This window comes from Ruegeria sp. I3 (assembly GCF_056532525.1).
Window position 1 is genome coordinate 507039 of sequence record NZ_JBQFNI010000001.1, and the last position, 14504, is coordinate 521542.

Sequence of the window (14504 nt, forward strand, 5' to 3'; positions counted from 1 at the left end):
GTCGCCTTTGGGCGGCCCCGGTTTTGTTTGGAATGTCTGTTGTGCATTCGTATCATTGGCGCTGGTAGGCTCTGGTCCGAGGAGGGTCGGGATTGGCTCGGCAATCGGGAATGTGAGTGTGCAAATCCCTTTGAAACGGCTATGCGGTTGATATGCGACTGTTTCTTCTGACCGCTTTGACAATGTGCGCCTTCGCTGCGAATTCGATCCTGAACCGCCTTGCTATCGATAATGGCGCAAGTGATCCGGCGGGATTTGCCATTATCCGGGTTTTGGCTGGTGCCTTGGTTTTAACGGTATTGGTGGCGCTTCGGGGCGGCTCGATCCCTGTTTTTAATCGTCGACGTGTTGTTGGGGCCGGGTCACTGTCGCTTTATATGATCGGGTTTTCAGTAGCGTATCTGACGCTTGATGCCGGGCTTGGTGCGCTGATCCTGTTTGGGGTTGTGCAAATTACCATGTTTGCGATTGGTGCTATGACCGGTTCTGCACCCACGTTGAGACAGATATTGGGTGCCAGTATTGCGCTTGGTGGACTGGCGTTTGTTCTTTGGCCTGCTGGGACGGTTCAGGTCGACCCGACAGGGGCCGGCTTAATGACGGCTGCCGGGGTCGGGTGGGCCATATATTCCATCGCGGGCCGGTCCGAACCAGATGCATTGTCGGGAACTGCAGCAAATTTCATCATGGCGTTGCCCGTCACGGGATTTGCCCTGTTCCTGCTGGGAAGCAATTGGCAAATGTCTCCGCTTGGCTATTGGCTGGCTGCGCTTTCCGGAGGCGTCACGTCCGGTCTCGGCTATGCGCTATGGTACCGTGTCGTGCCACAGCTTTCACCGGCGGTGGCCGCGATCGTGCAACTCAGCGTTCCAGTTATCGCAATTGCTGCCGGGGTCATCCTGTTAGCCGAGATGGCAAGTCTAAGGCTTCTACTCGGCGCCGGATTTGTACTCGGCGGCATCGCACTGGCGGTGCTGCGCCGGAACCGTGGCTAGGGGTTCCCTCGGCCTGGGTTAGGCCTTATCTGGCGTGTATGAAATTTCTTGCTGTTCTCCTCTTGTGCCTTATGCCTGCGGTGGCCAATGCGAAATGCGTGGTTCTTCTGCATGGCCTCGCGCGCACAGAGGCCTCGTTTACCGTCATGGAACAGCTTTTTCATGCGCATGGTTACACTGTGGTTCGTCCAGGTTACCCTTCGACAGACCTACCAATACCAGACCTCGCCAACCAGACTTTACCAGCTGCGTTCGCCGCCTGCGGAGAGGATACGGTTAACGTTGTAGCTCATTCGATGGGGGGCATTCTGCTGCGCTATTGGTTGCAGGACAACGACCCCGAGAATCTGGGACGGGTTGTCATGCTCGGGCCTCCTAATCAGGGCAGCCAACTGGTGGACGAGCTTGGCGCCTGGGAGGTTTTCGGCTTTCTGAATGGCCCTGCAGGGCTTGCGTTGGGAACCGGACCAGAGGGTATTCCACGCCGCCTGCCGCCCGCGGACTTCGATTTGGGGGTGATTGCAGGCGAGAACTCATTGAACCCATTGTTCTCGTCTCTGATCGATGGTCCAGATGACGGCAAGGTATCGATAGAGACCACAAAGGTTGAGGGTATGGCTGATCATATCGTCTTGCCGGTGACGCATACGTTCATGATGAACAACCCGCGGGTCATGGCGCAGACCCTGCATTTCATCGAATTCGGACAGTTCGATCCACAAATCACCTGGCTTGACGGGGTGATGGATATCATCGACCAGATCTGTCTTGGGGAAGATTGCTCGGAACCCGACTCGGAGCCCACTCAATGAACTCGTTGGAACTGACATTGACCGGCGCGAATGTTCTGTTGCCCGGCGAAGGGGTGTCGCGTGCTGAACTGACGATCGCCGAAGGTACCGTTCAATCCGATAGGGCAGGGCGGCAGATTGATTTGTCAGGATACCTCATCCTGCCTGGCATCATTGATTTGCATGGCGACGGTTTTGAACGTCACATTGCCCCCCGACGCGGTGCCATGAAGCAGATGGCAGAGGGCATTTTATCGGTCGAGGCGGAACTGGCCGCGAATGGAATAACCACAGCTGTTCTGGCGCAGTTCCACAGTTGGGAAGGCGGCGTGCGCGGGTCCGAGTTTGCTGGTCAGGTTTTTGACGCCATCGCTTCGGTTCGGGATGATGTTGTAACCCAACTGATCCCTCAACTGCGCTTCGAAACCCATATGCTGGACGACTATGACGGGCTGCCCGAACGTATCGCGGATTGGCAGGTGCCTTATGTGGTTCTGAATGATCATCTACCTCATGACCGGCTGGCTGAGGGGCGAAAACCACCCCGCTTGACGGGGCAGGCACTGAAGGCGGGACGGAATCCCGAAGTGCATTTTGAGATGCTGAAGGCAATGCACAACCGCAGCGCCGAGGTGCCTGCAGCACTGGACAGCCTTTGCACTGTCCTTGCGAACCGAGGAATTCGGCTCGGCAGCCATGATGATACAACGCCGCAGGATCGTGCTGAGTGGCGCGAGCGCGGGGTGATGATCTCGGAATTTCCGGAAACGCTGGAAGCCGCCGAATGTGCCCGGGCGGGCGGAGATCACATCATCCTCGGCTCACCCAATGTTGTGCGGGGCGGCTCACATAAGGGAAATGCCAGCGCGGTGGATCTGATCTCGATGGGTTTGTGTGATGCATTGGCATCGGATTACCACTACCCCAGCCCGCGCCGCGCTGCGCTGATGTTGGTAAAATCTGGCCTGCTGGATATTGCGGGCGCCTGGGCGCTTGTCTCGTCCGGTCCCGCGCGGGTTTTAGGCCTGAAGGATCGCGGAACGTTACAGCCCGGATATCGTGCTGATCTGGTGATACTCGATGCGGCAACCCACCAAGTCGCTGCCACACTGTCAGGCGGGTGTGTCAGCTATATGTCCGGTAGTATCGCAACACGTTTCTTGAGCTGATCCCGGCTTCATCTGGCTAAAAAATACCTCCGCCGGAGGCATCGCGCGTAAGCGCGATTACCTCATCGCGAAATCCGGTTGAAATGCCCCATCTTGCGGCCGGCCTTGACCTCGGCCTTGCCATAGAGATGCAGTGCTACGTCCCGTTCGCGTGAAAGCTCGGGTACGCGGTCCATGTCATGCCCGATCAAATTCTCCATCACGACGTCCGAGTGGCGCTGACCGTCGCCCAAAGGCCAACCGGCCACGGCGCGAATATGTTGTTCAAACTGATCCACGGCGCAGCCGTTCTGGGTCCAGTGACCCGAGTTATGAACGCGCGGCGCGATTTCATTCACGATCAATCCTTGTGGCGTCACAAACAATTCGACACCCATGACGCCGACATAATCCAGCGCGTTGAGAATGTTGGCGGCCAGCAATACCGCATCTGTCCGCTGCGCCGGAGACAGGCGTGCCGGTATTGTGGTCGTGTGCAATATGCCATCGCGATGGACATTCTCGCCCGGATCGAAACAGGCAACTTGCCCGTCCAGACCGCGTGCTGCGATGACCGAAACCTCGTGGCTGAAGTCCACAAACCCTTCCAGTATGGACGGCGCGCCCGCCATATCAGCCAGTGCCGCCCCGGCATCTTCGGGTGCGCGCAGCCGGGCCTGACCTTTGCCGTCATAGCCGAAGCGTCGGGTTTTCAGGATAGCGGGGGTGCCAATGTCATCAATTGCGGCGCGCAGGCTGTCCAAATCGGAGATGTCTGCAAAGGGCGCGGTTTGCAGGCCTAAGCCTTGTAGAAATGTCTTTTCGGTCAAGCGGTCCTGACTGACCCGCAACGCCTCTCGACCCGGGTGAATGGGGCGGTGTGCCTCAAGCAGATCCAGCGCCTGGGTGGGGATGTTTTCAAACTCGTAGGTGATCACGTCGACCGACTCAGCAAAGGCCTTCAATGCGTCGGCGTCATCATAGGCTGCGGTCGTGACCTGATTTGCAACTTGACCGGCCGGAGGATTTGCGCCCGGCTCGAATATGTGGGACTTGAACCCCAACCGTGCAGCCGCGATCGAGAGCATCCTGCCCAGTTGACCGCCCCCCAATATCCCGATTGTCGCACCGGGCGTAAGCATATCTGACATCGTCATGTCTCCAATCTCTTGCCAATGGCACTCAGTGCAGCACGCAAGGCATCATGCGCGCCCTCGGATTGCAAAATATCCGTCATCTGAAGGCTCAGTGTGCCCTCGGTCGCAAGCGCGTCACGCTCGGCTGCCAGTTGGCCCGCATGCTCTTTGTGCATTGATGTCAGAAACCCTGACACAAGCTGCGTGGTGTAGAATTCAGCCCGGTCTTTGTCACCGGTCTGATCAGCCAACCAGTCGGTGCCTGTTGCCATAAGATCCAGGATACCTGGCACCATGGCGCAGATGGCGAAGTGGGCGTTCAACGCGGCCTCATTGGCAACTTTGACCACAGGATTTTCGGGCTCGAACAAATCTGCCAAGAGGCGATCGTTGCCGTAAGCGGCCAACGGGCAACCTCCTGTCTGAAGGAAACCCAGCGGAATCGTTTGCACAAAATCCGATGCCGGCGCGCACAGGCCGGATAGCTGCTCCTCAGAGACGGCGGCCATCACCGAAACAATCTTCTGATCTGCGCGAAAGCTTAGCGGGGTCAGAACGTCCTCGGCCACATGGGGGCGCAGGCAGAGAAACACGATCTCGGACGCATCAATCACGTCTTGCGGAGTGCCAACTCGGACCCCAAGCTCGGCCTGCAGAGCCGAGGAGACTTGGGCATTGCGCTCGGTGACGTAAAGATCATGACCTTTTGCAGCCATCAGCCGCGCGATTGGCGCAGCGATGTGGCCTGTGCCGATGAAACCGATACGGCTCATTGCTGAGGTTCTTCCGGGATCGAAGCAGAGAGGGCCTCGCGCCAGGCATCCAGCCGTTCCGCAAGCGCGGCATCCTGCAGCGCCAGAATGCCCGCGGCCATCAGGCCCGCATTGGCCCCGCCGGCCGAACCGATAGCCATGGTCGCAACCGGAAAACCTTTGGGCATCTGCACAATGGAATAGAGCGAATCTACGCCCGACAACGCGCGGGTTTGCACCGGAACGCCAATCACGGGCACACGTGTTTTCGACGCCATCATTCCGGGCAAATGCGCCGCGCCACCCGCGCCCGCGATAATGACCTGCAAGCCGCGCGACACGGCGGTTTTACCATAATCCCAGAGGCGATCCGGCGTGCGGTGGGCCGAGACGATCCGCGCCTCATAAGCGATGCCCAATTCATCCAGAATATCGGCGGCCTCTTTCATCGTGGGCCAGTCCGACTGGCTGCCCATGATGATCCCTACTTTCACATCGCTCATCCGCTTACGCCCCTGCCATCGGAAAGAGCGCGCACTATAGCCAAATCCGCATATGTGGCAATGCGGTACGCGCGTCTCAGGCGATGATATCGGGGGTCAATCTGTCTTCGATCAGACGGATGATGTCTTTCAGGCGCAGTTTCTGCTTTTTTAGCCGCTTGATCGTCAATTGGTCCGAGGTCCCCTTGGCCTGCAAGGCCTCGATCGCTTCGTCCAAATCACGGTGCTGGCGTCGAAAGACCTCTAATTCCACCCGCAGGACTTCATCGGTTTTCATCGAAAGATCGGTGGGTGCGTTCATGGACGACTCAGTGTTTCAAGTGGTGCTTCTAACACAAGATAGTGTGTCAGGGTTTATCCGGCCAGACCTTGTGGACATCCCTGTATCTTCCCATATTCTATATCACGCGGTTGCCGACATCGGGACCGCAGAATACGTCGCTTTGACAATGAAGGACGAAAATACGTGTCGAAACTTACCTTAGGCTCATACCCGCATCTTTTGGGGTTCGAGCAGTTGGAACGCCTTCTGGAACGGTCTGCAAAGGCCGGAAATGAAGGATACCCGCCCTATAATATCGAGCAGACCTCGGATTTTTCCTATCGCATCACCTTGGCGGTGGCCGGTTTCGCGGAAGAGGACCTGTCGATTACAATCGAGGATCGCCAGTTGGTGATCCGGGGCCGTCAGCGCGACGACAGCGAGGGGCGCATATTCCTGCACCGTGGCATCGCGGCGCGTCAATTCCAGCGCATGTTTGTGCTGGCTGACGGGGTCGAGGTGGGCGAGGCGATCATGGAAAACGGTCTGCTGCATGTGGACCTGACCCGCGCCGTGCCTGAAACCGTGGTTCAGACAATCAACATCAAGAAGGGGTAAGAGCAATGAATACACCGATTGAGATCAACGCCGAAGGCAATCGGATTGTCTATGTAAAGGCCGTTGATGTGGCCGACCTGCCGCAAGATCTGCGCGAGCAGGCAGGCGATCTGGATCAGCTGTATGCTGTCCACGATTCCGATGGGCAGCAACTGGCATTGGTGGCCGATCGCAAGCTGGCCTTTGTACTGGCACGCGAACATGACCTGTCCCCGGTGGCCGTTCACTAGGCCACCAAACATTCCGCCGAATTGACGTGACATTTTCTGCCTCAGCGGTGATCGTGCCGCTGATTGAAACGCAGGAGTGCGCGATGAGCTGGTATGATTTCGATTGGGTGGATGCGTTCAGCGATCAGGCCTTTGGTGGCAACGGCTGCGCAGTTGTGCATGAGGGTGCAAGGCTGTCGGACGCGGTTTGCCTGGCATATGTGCGCGAGACTTCTCTGGTTGAATGCACTTTTACCGAGCCATCCGATATCGCTGATATCCGGGTCCGGTACTTCCTGGCCAGCCGGGAAATCCCATTTGCCGGGCACCCGACCATAGCAACCGTTGCAGCGATGCGATCACGGGGGTTGGTTCAGGGTGATGCTCTGACGCTTGAGACCGGAGCAGGGATTGTATCGATCAAACTGAATGGTGATGACATCGAAATGACGCAGGTCGCCCCGCAATTCGGCGATCATGTGCCCGCAGATCTGGTTGCTGCCGCCATCAGCCTGCCGGAAGAGGTGGTAATTTCTCCACCGCAGTTCGTTTCAACCGGTCTGCCCTTTTGCATTACGGTCCTGCGCGATCACGAGGCGCTGCGCGCTGCCAAGCTGGATGTTGCTTTGCTCAGTCATATTACCGAAAAGGCCGGTTTCTCGGGGTCGGACATGGCTGAACCGTTTCTTGTAACACTGAAAGGCGCAACGACTACGGGCGACACATTCTCGCGCCTGATGATGGCGCCCCCCAGCCCGCCGGAGGACCCGTTCACCGGATCGGCCACCGGTGCGATGGCGGCCTATCTCTGGAAACACGGACTGATGGACAAAGAGACATTCATCGCCGAACAGGGCCATGACATGGGCCGCCCCGGTCAGGCGACCGTGACACGCGTTGGACCTTCGGATGCGATGACGGGGATCAAAGTTGCCGGGCGCGGCCATGTCCTGATGCGCGGGCAGGTGAATTTGCCCGACTGAACCAGACCCGCACCTGCGAAAAAGGCCCTCAGAAATCTGAGGGCCTTTGATGTATTTTTTCGTCTTAAGTGATCAGGATGCTGCAATCAGCCCCATGCTTTCCAGCTTAAGCAGAACCTGATGTGCGCAGTTGTCAACCTCGACATTCTCGGTCTCGACGCGCAGCTCTGGGTCTTCAGGGGCGTCGTAAGGGTCGGAAATCCCCGTGAACTCTTTGATCTTGCCCTCACGTGCCAGTTTGTACAGACCCTTGCGGTCTCGGCGCTCGCATTCTTCAATGCTGGTCGCGACATGCACCTCGCAAAATGCACCGAATTGTTCGATCTCTTCACGCACAGCACGACGGGTAGTTGCGTAAGGCGCGATAGGAGCACAGATGGCAATACCGCCGTTCTTGGTTATCTCAGACGCGACATAACCGATGCGGCGGATGTTCAGATCGCGATGTTCCTTCGAAAAGCCCAGTTCCGAAGACAGGTTCTTACGCACGATATCCCCGTCCAGCAGGGTAACCGGACGATCCCCGGTCTCCATCAGCTTGACCATCAAGGCGTTGGCAATGGTGGATTTGCCCGAGCCAGAAAAACCGGTGAAAAACACGGTGAATCCCTGTTGCGAGCGCGGCGGGAAGCGGTTGCGCAGTTCCTGAACAACTTCGGGAAACGAAAACCATTCCGGAATCTCCAGCCCTTCGCGCAGACGGCGGCGCAGTTCAGTGCCCGAGATGTTGAGGATCGTGACGTTGTCCTTGTCCAGAATCTCGTCATTCGGCTCGTATTGCGCGCGTTCCTGCACGTAGACCATATGTTTGAAATCGACCATCTCGACGCCGATCTCGTCCTGATATTTTCGGAACAAGTCTTGCGCATCATAGGGGCCGTAGAAATCCTCACCGGCAGAGTTTTTGCCCGGACCTGCGTGGTCACGACCGACGATGAAATGGGTGCAGCCGTGGTTTGCGCGGATCAACCCGTGCCAGACTGCCTCGCGCGGGCCAGCCATGCGCATCGCAAGGTTCAGTAGCGACATCGACGTGGTCGAGGCCGGATATTTATCCAACACGGCTTCGTAGCAACGCACGCGGGTGAAATGATCCACATCGCCCGGTTTGGTCATGCCAACCACGGGATGGATCAGCAAGTTGGCCTGTGCTTCTTTTGCGGCACGGAAGGTCAATTCCTGATGCGCACGGTGCAAAGGGTTACGGGTCTGGAACGCAACGATCCGGCGCCAGCCCACTTTGCGGAAATAGGCGCGCAGCTCGTTCGGCGTGTCGCGGCGGGCTTTGAAATCGTAATGCACGGGCTGCTGGATGCCAGTGACCGGGCCGCCCAGATAAACTTTGCCCGCTACATTGTGCAGGTAATTCACAGCCGGGTGCGCATCATCATCAGCACCAAAGACCTTTTCCGCCTCACGCGCCTTGTCTGGTGTCCAGCGGTCGGTCACGGTCATGGTGCCGAGGATCACGCCTTCCTGATCGCGCAGGGCAATGTCCTGGCCCAGCTCGATCGATGCGGCAAAATCCTCATCAACATCCAGGGTGATCGGCATTGGCCAAAGTGTCCCGTCGGCGAGGCGCATGTTATCGACCACGTTGTCATAGTCCGCTTCGCTCAGGAAACCTTTGAGCGGATTGAACCCGCCGTTCATAAGCAGTTCCAGATCGCAAATCTGCCGGGGCTTAAGATCCCAGCTGGTCAGATCAGCAGCTTCTATCTTCAGTTTCTGCGCAGACTCGTAGGAAACATACAGTTCAGAGATAGGGGCTAGATTGCTTAACATCGTCATCGGAAAACTCTTATCGCAGTTCTGTTGGCATTTGTTTCAAGGGTGTTTGCAGGGCATGTGCCTCGGCCTGAGGGTGAAGTCCATAGACTTGCAAAAACTAAGGATGAAATGCGTGGTTTTTTCTCGAAATGGAACGGTTTTCTGTTTTTTGTTTCAGGTTATTGAAAAAATCCCGCCGCTCAGGCTCATTAGGCGCATTCTCAGGCAATCTGTTCCAGTGGTGAGGTTTGCGACTCAAGGTCGGCTGCGTGCCTGACGGGCAGGGCGGGGACAGGTTCAGAGACACCGCGCAGGCTGAATTCCCGCAGATCGCGGGGATCACATTGTAATCCAGCCGCGTCCAAAACCTTGTCCGATACAAGGAGTTCGACCCCCAACGCTTTGGTTTCAGCCTCCAAACGGCTGGCAACATTTACCGCGTCTCCTATGATGGTGCGCGGCGCGTGTTTAGCTGCACCAATTTCGCCCAACACAAGATCACCTAGGTGCAGGCCCATGCCGATACGTACGGGCTGGCTGCCTTCTGCTTCAAGCTGTTGATTGAAACGCTCCAATGCCTGCCCGATCCCAGCCGCCGCCCTTAGACCGGCGCTTGCCGAACTTGCGGCGTTAGCTGTTTCAAACATCGCCAGCAACCCATCGCCCATGTATTTGTCAACAACCCCGCCTTGCGCCGTGATTGCCGGGACAATTGCGTCGAAGAAACGATTCAACAGAAACACGATATCATACGGCAATTGCCCCGTTGTGCGGGCGGTGAACCCGCGCATGTCCAGAAACAGAACCGCCAGTTGCCGTTCTTGCCCTTGGCTCGCATGCGCACGATCACGCGCGCCGTCAGGGCGGAAAACACGAAACACCGTGAGCGGGTCGGACGGCCGCATCTGGCAGGCCAGGCGGGTCCCCTCTGGCGCGCTGATCGCTTTCAGGCTGCGGGCTTCAACTTCGGTTGGTGGGTGCAACTGATCGGCGCCATCTTCAACCACAACGCGACAGGTCGTGCAGCGCCCCTTGCCGCCACACAGCGCGGTATGTGGGATGCCGTTTGCGCGCGACATCTCCAAAAGGGTCATGCCTTTCTCCGAAACAACTTCTGGACCGTTGACATAGCGCACCCGCACCGAATGCCGCCGCCGCCAAAGCTTGCGCCCGAGATAGACCAAGCCTGTTAGTGCAAGCGCGGCCCAGAATACCCACTGCGTATAGTCTGTGACGGAAAACAAAGACTGAAACTCTTCTTGCGAAGGCCAGTTATAGTATTCGACATACTGTTCTCGTAGATCGGGGTCGGCAAAATCGGCCCAGATACGCCGCCCCTCGGTCAGAAGGCCCGCGAAGGCGAAGCCCGGTACAAAGACGGCGAGACCGATCAGATATGGAACCATCGCGCGCCACCATGTGGTCAACCGTAACCACATATGTAGCCCTATACATCCGTGGACCCACACCAACAGAAGCAATAGACTTTGAAACCAGATCGCGGTGCTGGGCCACATCAGAATGATGATGTAACCCATTTCATCATTCACCCCTAAAATCTCATGCGCGTATCGGGTCTGAACCAGATGTGAGATAAGCTGCAGCGGGATCAACAATCCAAGAATAACCTGAAGCGCGACGCTGGAAGGCATTCTGAGCGTGCGGCGCTGCGCGAGTGAGACAAGCGCCAGTCCCATGTGCAGCAGCAATGCGCCATATATCACGACGCTGCCGATCTCATTACGGCTGACAGCTTTACGTCCGCCCTGCATCCCGTGCAGCAAATCAGTGTGAAACAGACCAAGGCCGATATTGATGAAATGAAAGAACGCAAAGACAAACAGCACGAGGCCGCTTGCGATTCTGAGCCGGCTCATCCATCCGCCGCGCCAAAGAACGTTTTCCAAAAGCTCACCTGTTCTTCGCGTTACTGCGGTTGATCCTGATACGGTGCCGGGTGCCGGTCAAGATAGGCGCGGTCACCTTTCGGGGAACCAGTCGCAGGGGGCGCCTGCGGTTTGTATTATCTGGTGTTCTGCGTTGAACAATACCAGATGGCTCAGTTCAGGGCGCGAGCGCGAACTATATAGCAGCCCATCCGCGCCGTATGTGCGGGCCTTGTCCGAAAATCGCCATGTTGGAGAGAGTATGCCGGTTGCCCGCATGTCTTGCCAGACGATCGAGGCAGAAGGTTGCCCTCGCAAATCCAATACTTGCGCCTTGGATATCTTCAAGCGATGGATCGTCCGTGGAGGGTCGCACTGCGAGACATAGCGCCGAATGGCGATCCCGGCCCCTTCAGCGCTAAGCGACGCATAAAGCGCGAATTGGCCAGAATGATGAAACCGTCCTTCGGGGGCACGGGCCGATGAGAGCGGGTCACCCGATTGGGTGCGGAACAGAATTCTCCAGACGAGGCCGGAGAATTCTGTGATCATCTTAGTCGTTCTCCGCCAAGAATCGTTCTGCATCCAGGGCGGCCATGCAGCCCATACCGGCGCTTGTCACAGCCTGACGGTATACGTGGTCGGTCAGGTCTCCGGCAGCGAAAACTCCCGGAACCGAAGTTTGCGTCGTGCCCGGCTTGGTCACGACGTAGCCACCCATGTGGGTTTCCAGCGTATCTTTGACCAGCTCATTTGCCGGAGCGTGGCCGATAGCGACAAATACGCCTTTGCACGGAATCTCCGTGATTTCGCCGGTCTTTACATTCTTGACCTTGACGCCTTCCACACCCAGCGGGGCATCGGTTCCGATCACCTCATCCAGTTCGTGAAACCAAAGCGGCTCGATCTTTTCGTTCTTGAACAGCCGATCCTGAAGGATCTTTTCAGCTCGCAACTCATCGCGGCGGTGGATCAGAGTGACTTTGCTTGCGAAGTTGGTCAGGAACAGCGCTTCTTCCACGGCAGTATTTCCGCCGCCGATCACAACGATTTCCTGACCGCGATAGAAGAAGCCGTCACAGGTGGCACAGGCTGATACGCCAAACCCTTTGAATTTCTCTTCCGAGGGAATGCCTAACCACTTGGCTCGTGCGCCCGTTGCCAGAATCACCGCGTCGGCGGTGTAGACGGTGCCACTGTCGCCTTTGGCTGTGAAGGGACGCTGGCTTAGATCGAGATCGCTGATGATATCGCCGATCACTTCGCATCCCATTGCCTTGGCGTGATCCTGCATCCGAACCATCAGGTCTGGCCCCTGAACCTCGGTATCACCCGGCCAGTTTTCCACCTCGGTTGTGGTGGTCAGTTGTCCACCGGGTTCGATACCCTGCACCAGGATCGGTTCCAACATGGCCCGGCTTGCATAAACGCCCGCGGTGTATCCAGCAGGTCCCGACCCGATGATCAGAACCTTGGTGTGTCGTGTTTCGGCCATGGTATCCTCACTCAAACTGCCTCGGCGGACGTGTTGTCCGGTGCGGATCGATATAGCGACCGCAAGGCAGGGCTTAAAGCCCCTTCATATTGCAGGTCCGTGATGTGCCTAATGATTGGCTTTGCGGCCAATTATGTATCTGAAATAACGAAAATTGCGTGGCTGTGAAATATTATTGCGCCTCCCGGGGCTGCTGATATAACAACTGAAAAACTCAGGAGCATTCGATGGTCACGACCCGGTTGGATGAAATCGACCGCAAAATTCTTGCGGAACTGCAGGCCGATGGCCGTATGACCAATGTTGAGCTTGCCAAGCGCGTAGGAATATCCGCTCCTCCTTGCCTGCGACGGGTGCGGACGCTGGAAGATTCGGGGTACATTCGCGGCTATCATGCCGAGGTGAACGCCCGCGAGCTTGGGTTCGAAGTGCAGGTCTTTGCCATGGTCGGACTTGAAAGTCAGGCTGAATCCGAACTCAGCGCTTTTGAAGACCGGTGTCGGGAATGGCCATTGGTTCGCGAATGCCACATGCTGAATGGCGAGGTTGATTTCATCCTGAAATGCGTCGCACCGGATCTCAGCAGTTTTCAGCAATTTCTGACAGGCGAGTTGCTGACCACGCCAAACGTGGCCAGCGTCAAGACTTCGCTTGTTATCCGAGGCGCAAAAGACGAGCCAGGCGTACCATTTGACGTACTGGAAGACCGGATGAACCGGACGGCCTGAACCTACTTCTTGTTTGATCCACAGGACAGGGTGGCAGCATCGCTGCCAGTGCAAGGGTTAAAACCCAACTGAGTAAAATCTGCATAATGCCCCACGCTTGCAGTAATAGTTAACCAGTTCACGCTGTCATAGCGTCAATTTCACCATCTCCGGCTCTTGGCAAGAGCAACGGCCCAAAATCATTCAACGATTCGATATGTGAGAATAGATTCAAATAGATCGAACGCAAAGAGTGACTGATCATTCGGACTGCGTTGATGCCCGGATGATAGGTCTCGAATTGCAGGCCATCGACCCGAATCACGGAATGTCGGGCGACACAGATATGAAACAGCTCGACCGGAGTCGGTGGCAGCGTCTCAATGATACCCATTCCATCCTGAAACTCACTGACGGGTGTCAGCATGGGCTGCCCGCCGTTCAAATGACGCATGTGCGTAGGCGTACCCAGCAGACGTGCGGCGGGGCCCGTGATGACGCCCGACATCGGTTTTTGCATCCCGAACGTGTCGGCCATGATCCGTGTCAGCGGCCGGGTTCGCCCGCGCGTATCCTCGCGTCCGGGTATCAGCGTGACAGACCCTTTCCAAAGCACGGTTTCCGATGATCCGTCCTGAGTGAGGACATCATCACCCGGCAGCAGATCTTCGATCGCCATCTGGCCTTGCGGCGTCTCGACCAACGATCCGCGCGTGAACGCACAAAATGCATCTTCAAACATCGGCAAAGCTGGCGCGATATGGCGTGTCTGTGAAATATCCCCGTTTTTCAGCAGACTGCACACTTCATAGCGTCGAAGCTGTGCTTTTTGTTTTGTCGCGGGACGAGGCGCATCGCGCAATAGCGCTGACGTCTCGACCGCGTTTCTGGCAGCGCGGGCCAGAGAATTTGGAATAGTCATGGTATTCCGTCCCCTCTAAATTCCGTCCGACGGCTTGAACCCCCGTGCAATATCGCCGGACGACCTTGTTCTTTGTCTGTAATCAGATGGGTAAACACAGGCCGGTCGCCGCGAATGCACAGCGCCGCATCAGAAAACACCAGTGTTTTGGTCAAGTTCTTGACCCCCCAGACAAACTCGTAAACCGCAGGCTGCAATTGCCTGCACACACACGCTCCGAACCCTGGTCGCAGTCCTGATTGCGACCCCACACACCGAACCGGAGCTTCATCCGGTATGCGTTTGCCCTCCGAGACCGGCAGCTGGTCTTTTGGGGTTGCTGTGTCA

The 14504-nt window shown here is 57.0% G+C and carries 16 protein-coding genes; 7 read left to right on the plus strand and 9 right to left on the minus strand.

The window, feature by feature from the left end; genetic code table 11:
* Window positions 1–152 precede the first annotated feature (152 nt).
* The 3 genes from ACR0L9_RS02650 to ACR0L9_RS02660 are packed head-to-tail and all read left to right on the plus strand — an operon-like array spanning window position 153 to window position 2955.
* A complete protein-coding gene (locus ACR0L9_RS02650; RefSeq protein ID WP_480894653.1) occupies window positions 153–995 on the plus strand; it encodes a DMT family transporter in 843 nt (280 codons plus the stop codon).
* A 38-nt stretch (window positions 996–1033) separates the two neighbouring features.
* The gene (locus tag ACR0L9_RS02655) at window positions 1034–1807 is read left to right on the plus strand and encodes an alpha/beta fold hydrolase (RefSeq protein ID WP_170818834.1); all 774 of its coding nucleotides are present in this window, start codon (window positions 1034–1036) and stop codon (window positions 1805–1807) included.
* Window positions 1804–2955: an alpha-D-ribose 1-methylphosphonate 5-triphosphate diphosphatase gene (locus ACR0L9_RS02660; RefSeq protein ID WP_480894655.1), complete on the plus strand. Its 1152-nt coding sequence runs from the start codon at window positions 1804–1806 to the stop codon at window positions 2953–2955. The genes ACR0L9_RS02655 and ACR0L9_RS02660 overlap by 4 nt, the downstream gene beginning before the upstream one ends.
* A 62-nt stretch (window positions 2956–3017) precedes the next feature.
* On the opposite strand, the gene ACR0L9_RS02665 is transcribed toward ACR0L9_RS02660, so the two are convergent.
* From ACR0L9_RS02665 to ACR0L9_RS02680, 4 genes are all read right to left on the minus strand, one after another.
* Window positions 3018–4085: a 5-(carboxyamino)imidazole ribonucleotide synthase gene (locus ACR0L9_RS02665; RefSeq protein WP_170392403.1), complete on the minus strand. Its 1068-nt coding sequence runs from the start codon at window positions 4083–4085 to the stop codon at window positions 3018–3020.
* A gap of 2 nt (window positions 4086–4087) precedes the next feature.
* Entirely contained in the window at window positions 4088–4843 is a 756-nt protein-coding gene (locus ACR0L9_RS02670; RefSeq protein ID WP_170818832.1) for an NAD(P)-binding domain-containing protein, read from the minus strand.
* Window positions 4840–5325, minus strand: coding sequence for a 5-(carboxyamino)imidazole ribonucleotide mutase (purE, locus tag ACR0L9_RS02675; RefSeq protein ID WP_170392399.1), 486 nt, complete (start codon window positions 5323–5325; stop codon window positions 4840–4842). Before purE ends, ACR0L9_RS02670 begins: the two co-directional genes overlap by 4 nt.
* Window positions 5326–5401: 76 nt before the next feature.
* The gene (locus tag ACR0L9_RS02680; RefSeq protein WP_010441787.1) at window positions 5402–5626 is read right to left on the minus strand and encodes a YdcH family protein; all 225 of its coding nucleotides are present in this window, start codon (window positions 5624–5626) and stop codon (window positions 5402–5404) included.
* Between the two features lie 165 nt (window positions 5627–5791).
* Between ACR0L9_RS02680 and ACR0L9_RS02685 the strand changes: the two genes are divergently transcribed.
* The 3 genes from ACR0L9_RS02685 (at window position 5792) to ACR0L9_RS02695 (ending at window position 7397) form a co-directional block, all read left to right on the plus strand.
* Window positions 5792–6205, plus strand: coding sequence for an Hsp20 family protein (locus tag ACR0L9_RS02685; RefSeq protein ID WP_010441788.1), 414 nt, complete (start codon window positions 5792–5794; stop codon window positions 6203–6205).
* Window positions 6206–6210: 5 nt separating this feature from the next.
* On the plus strand, window positions 6211–6435 hold the full coding sequence (locus tag ACR0L9_RS02690; RefSeq protein WP_170392397.1) for a DUF1150 family protein: 225 nt from the start codon (window positions 6211–6213) through the stop codon (window positions 6433–6435).
* Window positions 6436–6518: 83 nt separating this feature from the next.
* Complete coding sequence (locus ACR0L9_RS02695) at window positions 6519–7397, plus strand: PhzF family phenazine biosynthesis protein (RefSeq protein WP_480567349.1); 879 nt, start codon at window positions 6519–6521, stop codon at window positions 7395–7397.
* 72 nt (window positions 7398–7469) lie between these two features.
* Here the strand turns inward: ACR0L9_RS02695 and ACR0L9_RS02700 are convergent, their stop codons facing one another.
* The 4 genes from ACR0L9_RS02700 to trxB form a co-directional block, all read right to left on the minus strand.
* Window positions 7470–9188 (minus strand): bifunctional sulfate adenylyltransferase/adenylylsulfate kinase, encoded by a 1719-nt coding sequence (locus ACR0L9_RS02700; protein ID WP_170609491.1) that lies wholly within the window; start codon window positions 9186–9188, stop codon window positions 7470–7472.
* A 200-nt stretch (window positions 9189–9388) separates the two neighbouring features.
* Window positions 9389–11044 carry an adenylate/guanylate cyclase domain-containing protein gene (locus ACR0L9_RS02705; protein WP_480894658.1) on the minus strand — a complete coding sequence of 552 codons (1656 nt, stop codon included), beginning with the start codon at window positions 11042–11044 and terminating at the stop codon, window positions 9389–9391.
* Between the two features lie 102 nt (window positions 11045–11146).
* A complete protein-coding gene (locus ACR0L9_RS02710; RefSeq protein WP_480894659.1) occupies window positions 11147–11605 on the minus strand; it encodes an RES family NAD+ phosphorylase in 459 nt (152 codons plus the stop codon).
* Window position 11606: 1 nt separating this feature from the next.
* Complete coding sequence (gene trxB / locus ACR0L9_RS02715; protein ID WP_170512491.1) at window positions 11607–12548, minus strand: thioredoxin-disulfide reductase; 942 nt, start codon at window positions 12546–12548, stop codon at window positions 11607–11609.
* A gap of 227 nt (window positions 12549–12775) precedes the next feature.
* On the opposite strand from trxB, the gene ACR0L9_RS02720 reads away from it, so the two are divergent.
* Window positions 12776–13276, plus strand: coding sequence for an Lrp/AsnC family transcriptional regulator (locus ACR0L9_RS02720; protein ID WP_170392385.1), 501 nt, complete (start codon window positions 12776–12778; stop codon window positions 13274–13276).
* Window positions 13277–13394: 118 nt separating this feature from the next.
* Here ACR0L9_RS02720 and ACR0L9_RS02725 read toward each other — a convergent pair whose 3' ends face one another.
* Entirely contained in the window at window positions 13395–14177 is a 783-nt protein-coding gene (locus ACR0L9_RS02725) for a Hint domain-containing protein (RefSeq protein WP_170392383.1), read from the minus strand.
* Window positions 14178–14504 lie beyond the last annotated feature (327 nt).

Bases quoted from the DNA above. Each gene is read 5' to 3' on its own strand.
- ACR0L9_RS02650 (WP_480894653.1), top strand. From the start codon at position 153: ATGCGACTGTTTCTTCTGACCGCTTTGACAATGTGCGCCTTCGCTGCG.
- ACR0L9_RS02655 (WP_170818834.1), top strand. From the start codon at position 1,034: ATGAAATTTCTTGCTGTTCTCCTCTTGTGCCTTATGCCTGCGGTGGCC.
- ACR0L9_RS02660 (WP_480894655.1), top strand. From the start codon at position 1,804: ATGAACTCGTTGGAACTGACATTGACCGGCGCGAATGTTCTGTTGCCC.
- ACR0L9_RS02665 (WP_170392403.1), bottom strand. From the start codon at position 4,085: ATGTCAGATATGCTTACGCCCGGTGCGACAATCGGGATATTGGGGGGC.
- ACR0L9_RS02670 (WP_170818832.1), bottom strand. From the start codon at position 4,843: ATGAGCCGTATCGGTTTCATCGGCACAGGCCACATCGCTGCGCCAATC.
- purE (WP_170392399.1), bottom strand. From the start codon at position 5,325: ATGAGCGATGTGAAAGTAGGGATCATCATGGGCAGCCAGTCGGACTGG.
- ACR0L9_RS02680 (WP_010441787.1), bottom strand. From the start codon at position 5,626: ATGAACGCACCCACCGATCTTTCGATGAAAACCGATGAAGTCCTGCGG.
- ACR0L9_RS02690 (WP_170392397.1), top strand. From the start codon at position 6,211: ATGAATACACCGATTGAGATCAACGCCGAAGGCAATCGGATTGTCTAT.
- ACR0L9_RS02695 (WP_480567349.1), top strand. From the start codon at position 6,519: ATGAGCTGGTATGATTTCGATTGGGTGGATGCGTTCAGCGATCAGGCC.
- ACR0L9_RS02700 (WP_170609491.1), bottom strand. From the start codon at position 9,188: ATGACGATGTTAAGCAATCTAGCCCCTATCTCTGAACTGTATGTTTCC.
- ACR0L9_RS02705 (WP_480894658.1), bottom strand. From the start codon at position 11,044: ATGAGCCGGCTCAGAATCGCAAGCGGCCTCGTGCTGTTTGTCTTTGCG.
- ACR0L9_RS02710 (WP_480894659.1), bottom strand. From the start codon at position 11,605: ATGATCACAGAATTCTCCGGCCTCGTCTGGAGAATTCTGTTCCGCACC.
- trxB (WP_170512491.1), bottom strand. From the start codon at position 12,548: ATGGCCGAAACACGACACACCAAGGTTCTGATCATCGGGTCGGGACCT.
- ACR0L9_RS02720 (WP_170392385.1), top strand. From the start codon at position 12,776: ATGGTCACGACCCGGTTGGATGAAATCGACCGCAAAATTCTTGCGGAA.
- ACR0L9_RS02725 (WP_170392383.1), bottom strand. From the start codon at position 14,177: ATGACTATTCCAAATTCTCTGGCCCGCGCTGCCAGAAACGCGGTCGAG.